The organism is Frankia sp. AgB1.9 (assembly GCF_016786355.1).
GTDB lineage: Bacteria > Actinomycetota > Actinomycetes > Frankiales > Frankiaceae > Pseudofrankia.
This window is the reverse complement of record NZ_JADWYX010000176.1, coordinates 1-15,311: the sequence shown is the minus strand read 5'-3', so window position 1 is coordinate 15,311 and position 15,311 is coordinate 1. Positions and strand designations below refer to the sequence as shown.

The 15,311-nt window shown below is 71.0% G+C and carries 15 protein-coding genes; 6 read left to right on the top strand and 9 right to left on the bottom strand.

The window, feature by feature from the left end:
- The coding region (locus I6A60_RS38300) for a DUF3891 family protein (protein WP_203025411.1) at positions 1-443 on the top strand (443 nt) is incomplete at its 5' end.
- A 13-nt stretch (positions 444-456) separates the two neighbouring features.
- On the opposite strand, the gene I6A60_RS42450 is transcribed toward I6A60_RS38300, so the two are convergent.
- Complete coding sequence (locus I6A60_RS42450) at positions 457-2,391, bottom strand: helix-turn-helix transcriptional regulator (RefSeq protein WP_238437111.1); 1,935 nt, start codon at positions 2,389-2,391, stop codon at positions 457-459.
- A 108-nt stretch (positions 2,392-2,499) separates the two neighbouring features.
- Complete coding sequence (locus I6A60_RS38290; RefSeq protein WP_203025413.1) at positions 2,500-3,576, bottom strand: class I SAM-dependent methyltransferase; 1,077 nt, start codon at positions 3,574-3,576, stop codon at positions 2,500-2,502.
- A 132-nt stretch (positions 3,577-3,708) separates the two neighbouring features.
- Here I6A60_RS38290 and I6A60_RS38285 point away from each other — a divergent pair, with 132 nt between their 5' ends.
- Entirely contained in the window at positions 3,709-4,119 is a 411-nt protein-coding gene (locus I6A60_RS38285) for a YdhR family protein (protein ID WP_203025410.1), read from the top strand.
- A 63-nt stretch (positions 4,120-4,182) separates the two neighbouring features.
- Here I6A60_RS38285 and I6A60_RS38280 read toward each other — a convergent pair whose 3' ends face one another.
- The 5 genes from I6A60_RS38280 to I6A60_RS38260 all read right to left on the bottom strand — a co-directional run bounded on the left by I6A60_RS38280 (position 4,183) and on the right by I6A60_RS38260 (position 9,828).
- Positions 4,183-4,917: a GntR family transcriptional regulator gene (locus tag I6A60_RS38280; protein WP_203025409.1), complete on the bottom strand. Its 735-nt coding sequence runs from the start codon at positions 4,915-4,917 to the stop codon at positions 4,183-4,185.
- Entirely contained in the window at positions 4,914-6,104 is a 1,191-nt protein-coding gene (locus I6A60_RS38275) for a ring-opening amidohydrolase (RefSeq protein ID WP_203025408.1), read from the bottom strand. The genes I6A60_RS38280 and I6A60_RS38275 overlap by 4 nt, the downstream gene beginning before the upstream one ends.
- Before the next feature lie 204 nt (positions 6,105-6,308).
- Positions 6,309-7,901: an ABC transporter permease gene (locus I6A60_RS38270; protein ID WP_203025407.1), complete on the bottom strand. Its 1,593-nt coding sequence runs from the start codon at positions 7,899-7,901 to the stop codon at positions 6,309-6,311.
- Entirely contained in the window at positions 7,901-8,746 is an 846-nt protein-coding gene (locus I6A60_RS38265; protein ID WP_203025406.1) for an ABC transporter ATP-binding protein, read from the bottom strand. The genes I6A60_RS38270 and I6A60_RS38265 overlap by 1 nt, the downstream gene beginning before the upstream one ends.
- Positions 8,743-9,828, bottom strand: a complete 1,086-nt coding sequence (locus I6A60_RS38260; RefSeq protein WP_203025405.1) for an ABC transporter substrate-binding protein — start codon at positions 9,826-9,828, stop codon at positions 8,743-8,745. Before I6A60_RS38260 ends, I6A60_RS38265 begins: the two co-directional genes overlap by 4 nt.
- A gap of 54 nt (positions 9,829-9,882) precedes the next feature.
- On the opposite strand from I6A60_RS38260, the gene I6A60_RS38255 reads away from it, so the two are divergent.
- The 3 genes from I6A60_RS38255 to I6A60_RS38245 are packed head-to-tail and all read left to right on the top strand — an operon-like array spanning position 9,883 to position 12,297.
- Complete coding sequence (locus I6A60_RS38255) at positions 9,883-11,190, top strand: bile acid:sodium symporter (RefSeq protein ID WP_238437113.1); 1,308 nt, start codon at positions 9,883-9,885, stop codon at positions 11,188-11,190.
- A complete protein-coding gene (locus tag I6A60_RS38250; protein WP_203025404.1) occupies positions 11,178-11,843 on the top strand; it encodes a hypothetical protein in 666 nt (221 codons plus the stop codon). Before I6A60_RS38255 ends, I6A60_RS38250 begins: the two co-directional genes overlap by 13 nt.
- Positions 11,824-12,297, top strand: a complete 474-nt coding sequence (locus tag I6A60_RS38245) for a GAF domain-containing protein (RefSeq protein WP_203025403.1) — start codon at positions 11,824-11,826, stop codon at positions 12,295-12,297. The genes I6A60_RS38250 and I6A60_RS38245 overlap by 20 nt, the downstream gene beginning before the upstream one ends.
- Positions 12,298-13,041: 744 nt before the next feature.
- Here the strand turns inward: I6A60_RS38245 and I6A60_RS38240 are convergent.
- Entirely contained in the window at positions 13,042-14,097 is a 1,056-nt protein-coding gene (locus I6A60_RS38240; RefSeq protein ID WP_203025402.1) for a pentapeptide repeat-containing protein, read from the bottom strand.
- 130 nt (positions 14,098-14,227) lie between these two features.
- Positions 14,228-14,614: a hypothetical protein gene (locus I6A60_RS38235; RefSeq protein WP_307874083.1), complete on the bottom strand. Its 387-nt coding sequence runs from the start codon at positions 14,612-14,614 to the stop codon at positions 14,228-14,230.
- 179 nt (positions 14,615-14,793) lie between these two features.
- Between I6A60_RS38235 and I6A60_RS38230 the strand changes: the two genes are divergently transcribed.
- Positions 14,794-15,311: hypothetical protein (locus tag I6A60_RS38230; protein WP_203055839.1), on the top strand; the 518-nt coding region annotated here is incomplete at its 3' end.

Below are 15,311 nucleotides of genomic sequence, written 5' to 3'. Positions count from 1 at the left end.
TGACCGCCCACGAGCAGGCCCTGGTGACCGAGTTCCTCGCCGAGATGGACCGGCTCCAGCGCGACCTGCTCGGCGCGGTGCGCGGCCACCCGACGCCGGCGCCCGCGTTCGACGACCCGGTCGTCCGCCAGCACTACCTGCTGCTCCAGGTCTGGGACCGGCTGTCGCTCCAGTTCGCCTTCCGGCACGGCGCCGACGGCACGATCGCGCCGCTGCCGGCTCTTGGTGGCGGCCAGGGCGTGCTCACCTGCCGCTCGGTCGGGGCGTTCGCGCTCGCCCTCGACCCGTATCCGTTCGCCACCGAGGGCGCCGTCTTCCCGGTCGCCGGCCAGCTGGTGCCCGACCGGCCCTATCGCGACCCGGAGGACTTCCTCGCGACGCTGGCGTCCGCGCCGGCCCTCCAGCTCGACTGCCGCGTCCAGCGCGCGGGGACGGCTGGGTAAGGCGAGCTCGGTGCTAGCCGGTCAGGCCGGCGGCGACGGCGGCTCGGGCCGCCTGGGTGCGGTTGTGCACGCCGAGCTTGGTGTAGATGTTGCTTACATGCCGGTTGGCGGTGCGCTCGCTGATAAACAGCTCCGCGGCCAGTTGCGCGTTGGTCAACCCCTCGGCGAGCAGGGCCAGCACCTCTTGCTCCCGCGCGGTCAGGCTGAACACAACGGGCCGGTTCGCCGCAGGCAGCACGCCTGGGTCCGCGTCCGGGTCGGCGTGTTCGACGGGAGGCAATGGCCGGTGACCGACCGGACCGGCCTGTTCGGCAAGGACGTGTCGGCCGATCCACGCGTCAACACCGCCGGGGCCGAAGTCGAGGCACGCGAGCACGTGCCGCTGCTCACCGACGCCGACCTCGGTCAGCAGGTCGAATCCCATCACCCGCAGCACTGGTGCCGCGGCCGGCCAGTCGATGACGGCCGTGTACACGCGGCGCAGCGTCGCTCGCATCTGCAGATAGGTCCGCTTGAGGTCCGTGACCAGCGCCGCCACCTCGGGGGTGGGCCGCTCGCCGTGCCGGTTACCCAGCGCCCAACGGAACACCACGGCATGGGCATCAGGGGGCATCGGGTCGTCCAGCAGATGGTCCGCGACCGCCTGGACCAGCGGGTCCGCGCGCACCGGCTCGGCCACGTCGTCAACGGCGGCGGTGACCGAGAACGCGGCGACGCCACCGTCGGCCGCACGGACCACGGCGAAGGCGTCCCGTCGAGCCTGCCACCACAGTTCGGCGAGCCTGGCGGTCACCTGCCCGCCGAACCGGGCGGCGATGGCGACGATCTCGGCGCGGTCGTCGCCGCGGGCCTGCTCGGCCGGGTGCGCCAGCATCCCCGGCGGTGCGTACGCATTGCGGATCATCGGGTTCTGGACGAGATGCAGCAGATCGGCGGTGCCCTCCCAATCCGGGCCCTGGGCGAGGGAATCGAGGATGGCCCGGGCGGCGGCCGTCCTGATCGTCCGGACCCGGACCGGGTCGCGCAGCTCAAGGGCCTCCAGGAGCACGGGGGCCGCCAACCCGGCGAGCTCGACGCCGGTAGCGGTCGTCACCGCGAACGGAAGTCCGCGTAGTGTCCGCCAGGCCTGCTCGGCGTCCGGCTCGTCGACGACCGCGGCGAGCAGCGGCAGCGTCGCCCGGCGCAGGACCGACGCCGCCTCGGCTACGGCTCGCTCGGGTGGCGAGAGGCCGTCGAGTATGACCGCGAACAGGTCCTCGACCACCTCGGCCGGCGCACCGGAGCCGAGGGGTAAGCCGGGCCGGCGGGCCAGTGCCTCGCACGCCATCACGACGGCCAGCGGATGTCCCCGCGCGAACCCCCGGATCCGCGCGGCGTCGTCGCCCTCGACCCCGCGGGCGGCCAGGAGCTTGTCGACGTCCTCGGAGGTCAACGGCCCGACCAGCAGTTCGCCGAGAAGCGAGCGCCACCCAGGAGCCGTGCGCCAGGCCGAGTTCGGCCCGCGGCGGCCGACCAGCAGGGTGGTGACCGTGGCCGGGAGGCCGGCGATCAGTTCGTTGCGAATCCAGCCGTCGAGCAGGTTGAGCCGCTCGAAGCTGTCGATCACCAGGACGTCGACCCCGGCGGCGGCCACCCGCTCCGCGGCCGCGACGGTCGACGGGGTGGGACCTCCCAGCGCCGCGCCAAGCGCGGCCAGCGCCCCGGGTGCCGTCGGCTCCAGCTGGCGCCCGTCGAGACTCACGCAGGTCAGCGACGTCGACGCCAGCGTGCCGGTGACGAGAGCGGTCTTGCCGATCCCGCCGGGTCCGTGCACGAACACGGCCGCCGGTCCGTGCGGGGCGAGCAGCGCGGCCAGGCGTGCTCGTTCCTCGGCCCGGCCCACCAGGGCCACCGCCGCGGCGGCCGCCAGGCGATCGGAGACGGACCCCCGCGGGAGCGGCTGGCTCATGCCGGCATGCTAGTGCAGCGCCTCAGTAGTTCTTTGCTGTCCGGCGGCCGTGGGCGTCCTCGCGGTCCGGCCGGGCGCCTCGCCGGCCGGCCCCCCGTCGACCTTAGGTCAGGGACGGATCTCGATGATCCGGTTCACCGGCGTGTCGACGGCACGCCGGAACCGGGTGAAGCCGCCCCGCTCGGCGACGCCGCGCAGCTGCGCGTCGGTGGCCTGGGCTCCGAGCGCCCATCCACCGGGCTGCGACCGCGCTGCCGGCGTGCAGACCAGGGTGGACGCCGAGTAGAACAGCCGGCCGATCGGGTTCAGGTTGGCAGCCACGCTGTCGCCGGCCATCGGCTCGACCAGCAACCATGTTCCGTCGCCGGCGATCGACGCACGGATGTGGCGTGCAGCGCCGACAGGATCACCCATGTCGTGCAGCGCGTCGAAGACGCAGACCAGCGCGTACTCCTCGCCGGGGAAGTCCTGGGCCGACGCGACCTCGAACCGCGCGCGGTCGGCCACACCCGCCGTCCTCGCGGCGGCACGAGCCGCGTCGATCGACGGCGCGTGGTTGTCGAAGCCGACGATCGTGGAGTTCGGGTAGGCCTGGGCGAGCAGGATCGTCGACGCACCGTGCCCGCAGCCGACATCCGCCACCAGCGCGCCCGCGCGCAGCTTCTCCTCGACGCCGTCGAGCGCGGGGACCCAGCTGGACACCAGATTCGCGGCATAGCCAGCGCGGAAGAACCGCTCCACGCCGACATAGAGATCGTGATGATGCTCGCCCCACCCGACGCCGGCCCCACTGCGGATCGCCTCGGTAAGCCGCTCCTCGTCCTTGAACAGCGATGCGGCCAGCAGCATCCCCGCCGTGAGGAACACCGGTGAGTTCTCATCAGCCAGGCAGGCGATCTGTTCCGGCGTGAGATGGTAGCGGCCGGTCGCCGGGTCGAACTCGCAATAGCCCGACGCGGCCTGCGCGTTGAGCCATTCCGTCGTGTAGCGCTCGTCGCATCGCGCGGCGTCGGCGACCTCGGCTGCGGTCGCCGGTCCGGTGCCGGCCAGGGCGCGGTAGAGCCCGAGCCGGTCGCCGACGACGACCGTGACGGCGTGGTGCGCCGCTCCCAGGTCGGTGATGAAGCGGTGAACGAACTCGCCCAGCCGGGCTTCGTCGAGTTCAAGGGAGTCGGTGGCGGGCATGGGCTGCTCCTGGGTGCGCGCGGTCGGGTCGTCGTCCGCGGCCAACTGGCTGGCGAACATGTCCGGCGACGGTAGGCGCGTGACGGCGCTGCCCGCATCGGCAGGACGCTCCATTCGGCGCTCCATCCGCGGATGGAGCGTTCCGCCGATGCGCCGCCCCACGCCGGCTTCCTATCGTCGGCTGCGAATCCACCCAGAAAGGGAGTCGCCGCCATGCGCATCCGTATTGTCACTTTCGGGCTGACGATCCCGGTCGAGTCCTACAACGCCCACGCGGTGCAGATCGCCCCGGAGTTCACTGCCTGGCCGGGCCTGCTCGGCAAATGGTGGCTCAGCGACACAGTCTCCGCCACCTTCGGCGGCGTGTACCTGTTCGCCTCGCGGCGCGACGCCGATCGTTCACGCGAGACCGACCTGTTTCAGGGGCTGTTCGCCAACCCGGCGCTGAAGGACATCACCGTCCAGGAATACGACGTCCTCGACACTGCGACCGCGATCACCGCACCGACGACACAGACGTCCGCGCTTCAGGAGACACCGTGAGCCCCGGAACCGTCCCAGGCCCGGCCCTTGGCACCTCGCGGCAGGTCCGCCTGTAAGGGCGGCTCAGTGCTTGAAGTAGCGGAGCTCGCCGTGCGCCTCTAGCGCGGCGAGTGCCCTGTTCAGGTCGCCGCTCTCGATCGCGGCCAGCAGCTCCTCGTGGCGGCGCACGCCGGCCAGCCGGTCCGTGCCCGACTCCCGGGCCAGGTTGACGCTCATGACGAGCTGCATCTGGTTCATCAGGTTCTCGTAGCTGCTGGTCAGGCGGCTGTTCCCGCCCAGGGCGATCATCGCCAGGTGGAAGGCTCTGTTCGCCTCGACGTAGCGGGCCCGGTCGTCGGCCTTCACCGCGGCGCGCATCGCGGCGACGGCCGTCCGCATCGGCGTCAGCAGGTCGGGGGACATCACCGGGACGCCGAGCTCCAGGGCGAAGCGATCCAGCACGGCCCGCAGCGAGTAGATCTCCCAGATGTCGCTGTCGGTCAGGTTGACCGCGCGGACGCCCCGGCGCGGCAGGCGTTGGAGCAGGCCCTGGTGCACCAGCACCTGCATCGCCTCGCGCAGCGGCGGCCGGCTGATGCCGAGGCGTTCGGTCAGCCACTCCTCGCGGACCCGTTCGCCGGGCGCGATCGTCCCGGTCAGGAGAAGATCACGGATCTTGGCGATGGCATGGTCGACGAGGCTGAGCTGCTCGATCCGGGTGTCGGCCCCGTCCTCTGACCTGACGTTGTCCGACGACCTGACGTTGTCCGACGACCTGACGTTGTCCGACCCTGGGTTATGGGAGGTCGAGGCACTCATGCGGGCAGCCGCCGGACCACGGCCGCCACGGGATTGCCGCCGGGTGGCCCCATGTGGGAGTTCCGCTCTCCGCCGGAGATGAAGGACATCGGCTGCCCGGTGATGCTGACGACCAGCGCGCCGCCCACCGCTTTCGCGACGTGGTGCGCCTCGTGGTCGTCCAGGGCCGTGATGTGCTGGCCGCGCAGAACGTCGCTGCCGGGCAGCACGAACTTGCCGAAGACCTGAACGACCTGGGCCTGCTGGGCCGGCGAGAGGCAACAGTCGAAATCCACCCCCGCGGTCCGAATCGCCGTCTTGATGCCCTCGGTGTCCGCCATGTCCCTCGTGATTCCGTGCCCTATCCGCAGCTCGCTGGCTGACTGGGCGCTGTTGGCCAGCAGCAGTACCTCACCACCGCGTTTCTCCCCACCGGACGACGTCGCGGCCACCGCGGAGAACAGGTCCCAATCACTGCGGATCCTATCGTCCGCGACGAGGTCTCGTTTCACCTCACCGAGGGCGACGGCGACCCCCAGCGCGGAGGCGTCGTTCGACCAGCACATGGAGCCCATCGGGCCGATCCCGTAGTCCCCGGTGACGACGGTCTGGCCCCGGGACAGCGCGTCGGCGACCGCCCGGGAGGACAGTGCCGGTCCCTTGACCATGACCAGGTGGACGTCCGCCGGGTCCGTCACGCCCGCGTCCAGCATGGCCGCCGCGACGGCGTCCGCGACCTTGTCGACCTGGGCGCAGCGCCCGATGTCCTCGGGCAGGATCGGCTCGGTGTGGCCGCGGCCCACGACCAGGCCCACCCCCGGCAGGCCGGCGGGCAGGTCAGGCACCCATTCCTGGGTGACGACGGTGACGTGCGGCGAGATGACGCCGGGGGAGCCGCCCGACACGGCGACGGTCACGGAGTCGGCCAGGTCCTCGACCGGGCAGCCGCGCGCCTCGGCCAACGCGGTCCGCAGCGACACGTCGGCGAACACCCGCGCGTAGTCGTTGTGCAGCCCGGAGCCCTCCGACTTGGCGATGAGCGCGACGACCGACGCGGGGTCGACCCCGCCGGAGGAGAACAACGCTCGGAAGGCCGCCGTGTCGTTGGGCGCCAGCATCGGGACGACGTGCATCGACGCCCTGGGATACCGGGCCGGGCTGGGGGACAGGGCCGAACTGAGGGATGGGGATGCGTCGGGATGGGGCACGCTGCGCTCCTCGTGGTAGTGCTGGGCAGTCCTGGCCCCGCGAGGTGGCCCCGCGAGGTGGCCCGGCGGAGGTGGCCCGGCGGAGTGATCGCCGTTTTCGCCCTCTGGTGGTCGTGAATCGGGCCCGATTGCAACCACCGGAGGGCCAAAGTCGCGATCATGGTCTGGGAAGCGATGCCGACCGGCCGTGCCGGGGCGAGGTGGTCATCGGATGCGTTCGCGGGCGGCGCTCTCCAGGGCGCCCACTACCAGGTACAGGCCGAGGGAGACGATCAGGATCACCGTGATCGACGCCCACAGGTTGATGTAGTTGCTGCTGATGACGTCGTAGGCCATCGCGTAGCCGAGCCCGTGCCCGGTGATGAGCCACTCGGCGAGGACCGAGCCCAGCACCGCGCCCGGCATCGAGATCTTCGCGGCGGCGAACAGGGCCGGCGCCGAGAACGGCAGCCGGACCTTCCCCAGCGCGTGGCGAGCGTCGCCGCCGAAGCAGTGCACGACGTCGGTGGCGGAGCTGGGGACCGCGCGCAGGCCGTCCACGATCGTGACCAGCGACGGCACGAACGTGACGACGCCGGCGATGACCGTCACGCCGACCAGCCCCCGGCCGAAGACCAGGCCGATGAGCGGGCACATCGCGATCAGCGGCACCGACCGCAGCACGATGACGAACGGCATGACGGCCGAGCCGACGGCCGGGAACAGCGTGAGCGCGGCCGCGGCGAGCAGCGCCGCCACCGTGCCCGCGACCCAGCCGGAACCGGCGTCGACCATCGTCTGGCCCAGGGCCTTGAGCACGACGTGGCGGGCATGGCCGGCGTCCGGGCCGGTGGCGAGGTAGTGCCACACGTCGCCGGGCGACTTGACGAAGTACGACGACAGGCCGCTGAAGAAGATGAGGATCTCCCAGACGAGCAGGCCGAACAGGACGGCCCCGGCGACCTTCGCGACGCCGAGCCCGAGCCGCGCCGGCCCGTGGTGGCGCCGCCGGGTGGGGGTGAACCCGCCGTCCAGCGGCGCCTCGACGTCGGCGCCGAGCCGAGCGGCCCCCAGCGCCGTGAGCCCGAACGCCAGGCCGCAGGCGAGCGTGCTGACCAGCGCGATGGCCCAGGTCCGCTCGACCGCGAGCTGCTGCTGGGCCTGGAGCATGACGACGCCCATCCCGCGGTCGCCGCCGAGGTAGTCCCCGATCATGACCCCGAGGATCGCGGCCGGCGCGGAGATCGACAGGCCGCTGGCGAGCAGGGGGATGCTGGAGCGCAGCCGGACCTTCACCAGCTGCTGCCAGCGGCCGCCGCCGAAGGCGCTGACCGCGTCGAGGGTCGCCGGTGACGCCGCCCGCAGGCCCGCGACGGCCGCGACGAGCGTGATGAAGAAGCACGACAGCGCGCTCATCACGATCTTGGCGCCGTCCGGACTGTAGGCCACGACGAGCAGCGGGCCGATCGCGATCGTCGGGACGCAGTAGGTCGCGACGCCCACCGTCATCAGCCCGCCCTCGGCGGCCGGGACGACGAGGCAGATCGCGGCGAGCAGCAACGCGGCGCCGTTGCCGATCAGCCAGCCCTTCCAGGCAAGGTTCAGGGTCACGCCGAGGTCGCTGAGGTACAGGTCGTCGCGGAAGGCCTGCGCGACGACGGACGTCGGCGCGGGCACGACGAAATGGCCGGAGAACACGGTCACCGCGAGCAGCTGCCACAGCCCGAGCGCCGCGAGCGCGACGGCGGCCGACCACAGCCGGTGCTGGGCGCGCGGGCTGAGCGCGGGCCGGGCCACGACCACGTCGACGCCCGCCATCAGGCCCGCACCCCGCCGGAGAACAGCACCGCGCTGAGATGGTCGCAGGCCGCGTGGAACTCCGGTGAGCTCAGCAGGGCCGGCTGGCGCGGCCGCCCGAACGGCACCGTGAACCGCTCGAGGATCCGGCCGGGGCGAGGGCTCATCACGACGACGGTGTCCGCGAGGAACACCGCCTCGGCGATCGAGTGGGTGACGAGCACGGTCGTCGTCGCGCGTTCCATCCAGATGCGCTGCAGCTCGATGTTGAGCCGCTGGCGCATCATCTCGTCGAGCGCGCCGAACGGCTCGTCCAGCAGCAGGAGCGCGGGCCGCAGCACCAGCGCCCGGGCGATCGCCACCCGCTGGCGCATGCCGCCGGACAGCTGGGACGGCCGGCTCGTCTCGAAACCGGTCAGGCCGACGAGCTCGATCAGCCCGGCGATCGCGTCGTCGTCGGACTGGCCGGCGAGCTCCAGCGGCATCCGGATGTTCCTGCGCACGCTGCGCCACGGCAGCAGAGCCGGGTCCTGGAAGGCGACGCCCATCTGGTGGCGCCGCCGGATCTCGCCGGGCGCGGCGCCGCCGGCCAGGATGGTCCCGGTCGTCGGCGCCTCCAGGTCGGCGATCATCCGAAGGATCGTGGACTTGCCGCAGCCCGACGGCCCCAGCAGCGCCGTGAAGCTGCCGGCCGGGACGTCCAGGTCGATCGACTCCAGGGCGTGCACCTCACGGCCGCGGTGCCCGTAGACCTTCGAGACCCCCGACAGCCGCAGCCCGGCCGCCGGGGCGGGCCCTCCCGCGCCCGGTCCCGGCGCCGGATCGAGCGCGGCCGTGGCCACCTCCCGCTCGGCGACGCTGGTCACGCCGGGACGCTCCCGCCCTGGTAGACCTCCTGGAGCACCTCGTTGGTGAACATGTCCTTCGACGCCTTGACCCCGCCGAGGCCCAGCGACGCGATGGTGCCGGCGATCTTCTCGTCGGTCATCCAGAACAGCCCGTGCGCCTTGGTGTCCGCGTCGGCGACGAACGCGTTCTGCAGGCCGGCGTCGACCTTCTGCTGGGCCGCGTCGAGCTTGAGGTCCTTGCCGAAGTTCGTGACGGCCAGGTTGGCCGCTCCGTCGGGGTCGGCCACTACGTCGGCCCAGCCGAGGGATTCGCCCTTCATGAGGCCGACGAGCGCCTTCTTCTTCGTGGCGTCGGCGAGGTCCGAGGTCCGCGCGATGTAGAGGTCCTCCATCAGCGGGTAGTGGAAGTCGCTCAGCAGCAGCACGTAGGTGTCGACGCCCTTGGTCTTCAGGATCGCCGGCTCGTTCGCGGCGAACGCCATGAGCCCGTCGATCTCGCCCGAGGCGAGCGAGGTGACGTCGAAGCCGACCGTGACCACCGTGATCTTCGAGACGTCGAGGTTGTTGGCCTTCACGAACGAGTTCCAGATCGGCGCGTTCGTGTCGCTGATACCGATCTTCTTGCCGTACATGTCGGTCGGCGTCTTGATCGGCTTCGACGCGAGCGACGCGATGCACGTGGGGTTCTTCTGGAAGCCGGCCCCGATGACCTTGATGTCGGCGCCGTTGTTGATCGCGCCGATCACCTCGGCCGTGTGGCTGATGCCGGCGAGCGCCTTGCCCGAGACGACGATCGGCTCGGGCGCGAGGCTCGGCCCGCCCGCCAGCAGCGTCACGTTGAGGCCGGCGGCCTTGTAGTAGCCCTTCGTGGTGGCGAAGAAACTGCCCGCGAACTGGACGTTCTTCAGGTAACAGAACTGCAGCGCCACCGACGTCAGCCCGCCGGAGGCGGCGCCGGACGAGCCCGAGCTGGACGAGGACCCGCAGGCCGCCAGGAAGGAGGCCAGCGCCCCGCCCACGCCGAGCGCGGTGCCGGTCCGCAGCACCTGGCGACGCGAGAAGCCGCGCTGCGCGAGGACGTCGTCCGTGGAGTCGATCATTTGGGTACCCACCTCGGCTTGAATGGCTTTTGTAGACAAAAGTCTGAGGCGAGGATGTTGCGGGCCGATGTCCCGAGCGTCGCGGTCGCGTGTCCACGCGTATCGGTCCATGTCCGGGCCATGATCGCCAATCGGGAGCGGTCGGTTTTTTGTAGACAAAAGGCTAGAGTGGGCCGCGTGACGACGACAGGCGCGCCGCGGCCCGTCCCGGGGGGCTGGCGCTGGCGGGCCGCGCTGGGCCGGGTCGACCGCTTCCTGGTCGCGATCCTCGGGACCGTGGCGTTGGCGAGCCTGCTCCCCGCGCGCGGGGAGGCGTCACACGTCGTCGGCGACCTGGCGGACGCCGTGGTCGCGCTGCTGTTCTTCCTCTACGGGGCCCGGCTGGCGCCGCGGGCGGCGTGGGACGGCCTGCGGTCCTGGCGCCTGCACCTGACCGTCTTCCTCGCGACCTTCGCCCTGTTCCCCGTGATCGGGCTGGCCGCGCGGGTGCTGGAGCCGACCGTGCTGCCCCCGGGGCTGTACTTCGGCGTGCTGTTCCTGTGCCTGCTGCCCTCGACGGTCCAGAGCTCGATCGCCTTCACGGCCATCGGGCGCGGCAACGTCCCCGCCGCGATCTGCGCGGCCACGGTGTCCAACCTCGCCGGGGTCGTCGTCACCCCGCTGCTGGCGGCGTTGCTGCTCGGCTCGCGGGTGGACGTCTCCGCCGGCTCCGTCCTGCGGATCGCCGCACAGCTGCTGGCGCCCTTCGCGCTCGGCCAGCTCGCCAGGCCCTGGATCGGCGCGACGCTCGAACGCCACCGCGCCGCGACCGGCCTGGTCGACCGGGGCTCCGTGCTGATCGTCGTCTACTCGGCGTTCAGCGCGGGCGTCGTCGCCGGCGTCTGGGGGCAGGTCACCGTCGGGCGGGTGCTGTGCGTGATCGGCGTGGACGCGGTGATCCTCGCGGTCGTGCTCACGGCGACGACGTACGGATCCCGCCGGCTGGGCTTCCCGATCGAGGACCGCATCGTGGTGACCTTCTGCGGGTCGAAGAAGTCCATCGCCACGGGGATCCCGATGGCCACCGTGCTGTTCGCGCACCGCGACGTCAGCCTGATCGTCCTGCCCGCGATGCTCTACCACCAGCTGCAGCTGATGGTCTGCGCCGCGCTGGCCCGCCGCTACGACCGCCGAGCCCCCTCACCGGAGCCGGCGGGCGCGCTGGAGCTGGAGCCGCGGCCGCAGGCGGCGCCGAGGCCGGAGCTGCGGGCGGAGCCGGTGCTGGGGCCGGAGCCTCGGGCGGAGTTGGCGCTGGAGGTGGAGTCGCACGCGCGGGCGGAGGCGGCGCCGGGGCCGCGGGCGGAGCCGGCGTGTCCCGCGTGAGGCGGGTCGGGCTTGTCGTGCCTTCCTCCAACCCGACGATCGAGCGGTTCCTCGCCGACGCTGACGTGCGCGCGGTCCTCGGGCTAGAGGTCGTGTGCACCCGCCTGGCCGTCGAGCGGATCGACCGCGAGGCCGACCGCCAGTTCGCGCCCGCGCGGATCATCGCGGCGACCGAGTTGCTCGCCGACGCCGAGGTCGACCTGACCGTGTGGGCCGGGACCTCCCGGTTCTGGCTGGACGACGGCCTGCCCGTCCTGAGCTCGCGTGAGGCGATGTTCGCCGCGCTGGACGACGTCGGGGCTCAGGCGGTCAGCGTGCTCACGCCCTACACCGACGACGTCCACGAGGCCGTCCTCGCCACCGTCCGATCCTCGGGCCGCACGGTCGCCGCGTCCCGGGCCCTCGGGATCTCGCGCAACCTCGACTTCGCCGCCGTCGACCCGACGCCACACGTCCGCGCCCTGGGTGAGCAACCGGTCATGGTCGTCTGCACCAACCTGCTGGCCACGACCGGGGCCGCGCTCATCGTCGACAGCATCGTCGCGACCCTGTGGCACGCGGCCCGGCTGACGGAGGCCAGCCCGCTCGGCTACGCCGACGCGTTCGCGTCCCTGATGGCCTCCAGGAGGCACCATGATTCACGACCCCGGTGACGTCGCCGCCGAGATCGTCACCGCGCTCCGCCGGCGGCTGGACGCCGACCGCGTCACCCTCCGGCTCGACACGCCAGGGATGAACTTTCCCTGCGCCGCGGAGAGCACCGCGCCCGGGGTCCGCGCGATGAGCACGGACAACTCCCTCGACCAGCGCGGAGCCGCGACCGCACAATGGATCATGGCCACCCGTCAGGTCCTGGTCCAACCGGACCTCACCGCCATGGACCCGGCGCCGCCCCGGCCCCTGATGGACGTCTACGGCGTGCGGGCCCAGATGCTCGCGCCGGTCGTCGTCGCCGACGCGGTGGCTGGCTGGCTGTCCGTGCACTCGCTGCAACCCCGACCCTGGACCGAGGACGACGCGGCCGCCATCGAGGCGGCGGCCGTCGAAGCCGCCCGGCGGATCGACGAGGTCCGCGCGGCCCCGGGCTACATCCGCTGGCTCCCGTAGGCCTCATCCCGGGTTGACCCTCCGCGGTGGATCTCGATGTCCCCATGGCGGGCTGCCCCACCTCGGTGCCCTGATCGCCAACTCGATTCCCTGGCGACCCTGCCGGCCATTGCCCCCTCCGACAAGGCCCGCCAGGCCCCGACCTCCCCATGATCGCCGTTTCGGCCCTCCGATGGTCGTTGTCGAGCCCGAATCGCAGCCACCAGAGGGCGAAAACAGCGATCAAGACGACGGGCAAATGTTGGCAGTCGCGCTTCCCGCAGTCGCGGTGTGCATCCTGCTCGCCACCGAGCCTTACCGCGGGATCTCGCTCGACCTGCGCGAGGAGATCGCCGCCTTCTGGCCGAGGGCCGGCCTCGCGCAATCTAACGGATCATGGCCGCTCGTCAACATTCCCCGAACCCGCCAAGTCCCAGGACAACACCTGCCGCGGCGGGCATCGCAGACCCCGGAACGCCACACCCGGGGAGGCACGCCGAGTGGTCACAGCACACGTCGCCCGCGTGTTCAACGACGAGCACGGCCACGGAGGCAACCCGCTCGGGCTCATTGAGGCCCTAGGCAACCTCGGCCCCGACGAGCGCCAGTCCATCGCCAAGACCCTCGGCTACAGCGAGACCATCCTCCTCGACGACGTCGAGAAGGCCGAGATCTCGATCCACAACCTCTCGCGCCAAATCCCGTTCACCACCCAGCGTCACCACCAAACATCAACAGGCGATGCTGAAAAGTGGGCGACCGCCGTCAGCTCGCCGGCGGCATTGGCCACGACGCAGGCCGCACCAACGTCACGGGCAACCGCGTGTCCGCATCCCCGTGCGCCACATCCACTTGCCCCTGCGACAGCCCCCGAGCGTCGGTGAGGTCAGCTCGCTCCAGATGGGCGCCGGTCAAGTCCGCCCCGCGCAGCAAGGCGTCGGTCAGGTTCGCCCCGCGCAACAGGGCGTCGGTCAGGTTCGCCCCGCTGAGCTGGGCGCTGGTCAGGTTCGCCCCGCTGAGCTGGGCGCTGGACAGGTCCGCCCAGCTCAGCTGGGCGCTAGCCAAGTTCGCCCCGCTGAGCTGGGCGCTGGACAGGTCCCCCCTGCGCAGCCGGGCGCTGGTCAGATCCGCCTCTCCTAGGTGGACGGCGTGGAGGTCAGCGGCAGTTAGGTGGAGGTCAGCGGCAGTTAGGTTGAGGCCCTCGAGGCTGGCGGTCCCGGTCAGCTCGGCACCATCGAGGTCGGCGCGGGGCACGTCGTCTCGACGGGGCAGCCGGCCGAGGACCTGGACGGCGGCGCGGATGTCTGGCGCCAGCGGCGGGGTGCGCGGGACCGGGTCGGTGCTGCGCGTCCGCACGAACGCCGACAGCACCTCCACGACCGTCCGCTGATCACCCGGCGAGTCGACCGCGATCCGCTCCAACGCATAGATCCCGGCCAAGCGAACCCCGAGGTTGTCGGGGTCGTTGAGCAGCTTCGCCGCCTCGACGTACAACTCGCGGACGTGGGTGTTCAGGTTCGCCGCCCGCTCGCGGACGTCGGCGGCCTCGTTGGCCCGTTTGGTTTCGGTGTTGGCTTGGCGGGTCTCGTCCAGCGCGACTAGCGCACCCGCGACCGCGGTGAGTGCTGCGGCCGCAGTCAGCAGGCCGCCCTGCAGCGCTGCCCGGGCTTGGACCGCGCCGTCGGTGGTCCCCGGGTACATCCGGGCGGGTAGGTGCCAGATCCCGATGACCGCGGCGACCGCGCCAGCGCCGGCGACCCCGGCGATGATCCACAGCCAGCGTCGGCCGGTCCGCCGCGCCGCTCCTCCATTGTCCGCCATGGCACGGGTTCTACCGCTGTCGCTGTGGTTGCTGCGGCGCATCACTGCGGATTGGGCGATCAGGGCGACCAGGATGTCTAGTCCCACCTGATGCTTGACGTTTTCTCCCCGGTGATGGTTGACGCTTGGCTTAGCTGCCCTGCCTTGGCCCCCTAGAGTCGGGCGGATCTGCAATGAAGAACGTCACGTCATCAAGAGCGGTGAGGACCCTGCTGTCGAGGTCCGGACGCTCGGCGAGCTGGCGGACGAGCGCGACTGACGCGGGTTCCAGGTCTCCGAAGCGTCGAGCGACGTGCCCCAGACAGAGCGATGCCGTGGCGACGAGCCGCAGGTCAGCGCTCTCGCGTGCGATCCGACGGCACCACCGCTCTACGAAGACAGCATCGCCGTCGTGGAGCGCCAACCCCACCAACACCGCGTTGGGCTCAAGCGTGTGGAGCCTGTGTGCCAGAGCAGCCGTAAGCGCCTCGGCCGCCAGGACGTGGGACACCGCCGCCGGATCCTCGTAAACGCCCACGCCAGGAGGCTACGGCGGGGCCAAGCCCGCGGTGGGACGTGAGTGTCAGGCATCCTCCGAGACCGGACAGTGGGCCACCGTCGTGCGCTGCCGAATTGCTCGTTTTGAGATCAAGTACTATTGATCACGCCGCGCGGCGGCTGCGCGCGGCGCTGGCGCGCCGTGCTCGCCGGAGCGTCGTGACTCTAGTATTGGAAGCCAGACCGGGGGCAACAGTGATCGGCAACGAAGAAAAAATTCGTGCGCTCGTCAACCAGACTGGATACCCATTCCAGCACCATTGCGGAACTCGGATTGCAAGCCACGGCCAATTTGACGTCGCACTCGAGGTGCCGTTCACGCATCCTGCCACCGTCGGACCAGCAGTCGGCGTCCACGGCGCGATCGATATTCTTGCTGTTAGCCCAGCCCTCGACGACCGAATACTCGTATGGTTGATTATCGAATGCAAGAAAGTTGACGCGAAGACCAAAAACTGGATCTTCTTTCCAAATGCAGGCCAAAATCCACGTTGGCCAACCTTCTTCACGTCATCCTGGATGTGGCGCCCCGGATACAGTTTCCTTGTAACCCGAAGTGCCACATTCCCTGGACTAGGGTACAGCACGGGGTCCGACTTCAACTATTGCATAAACGGAATTGAGGCGAATGACAGGCTTGAACACATCAACGGAACACACACCGAGAAGATATACAA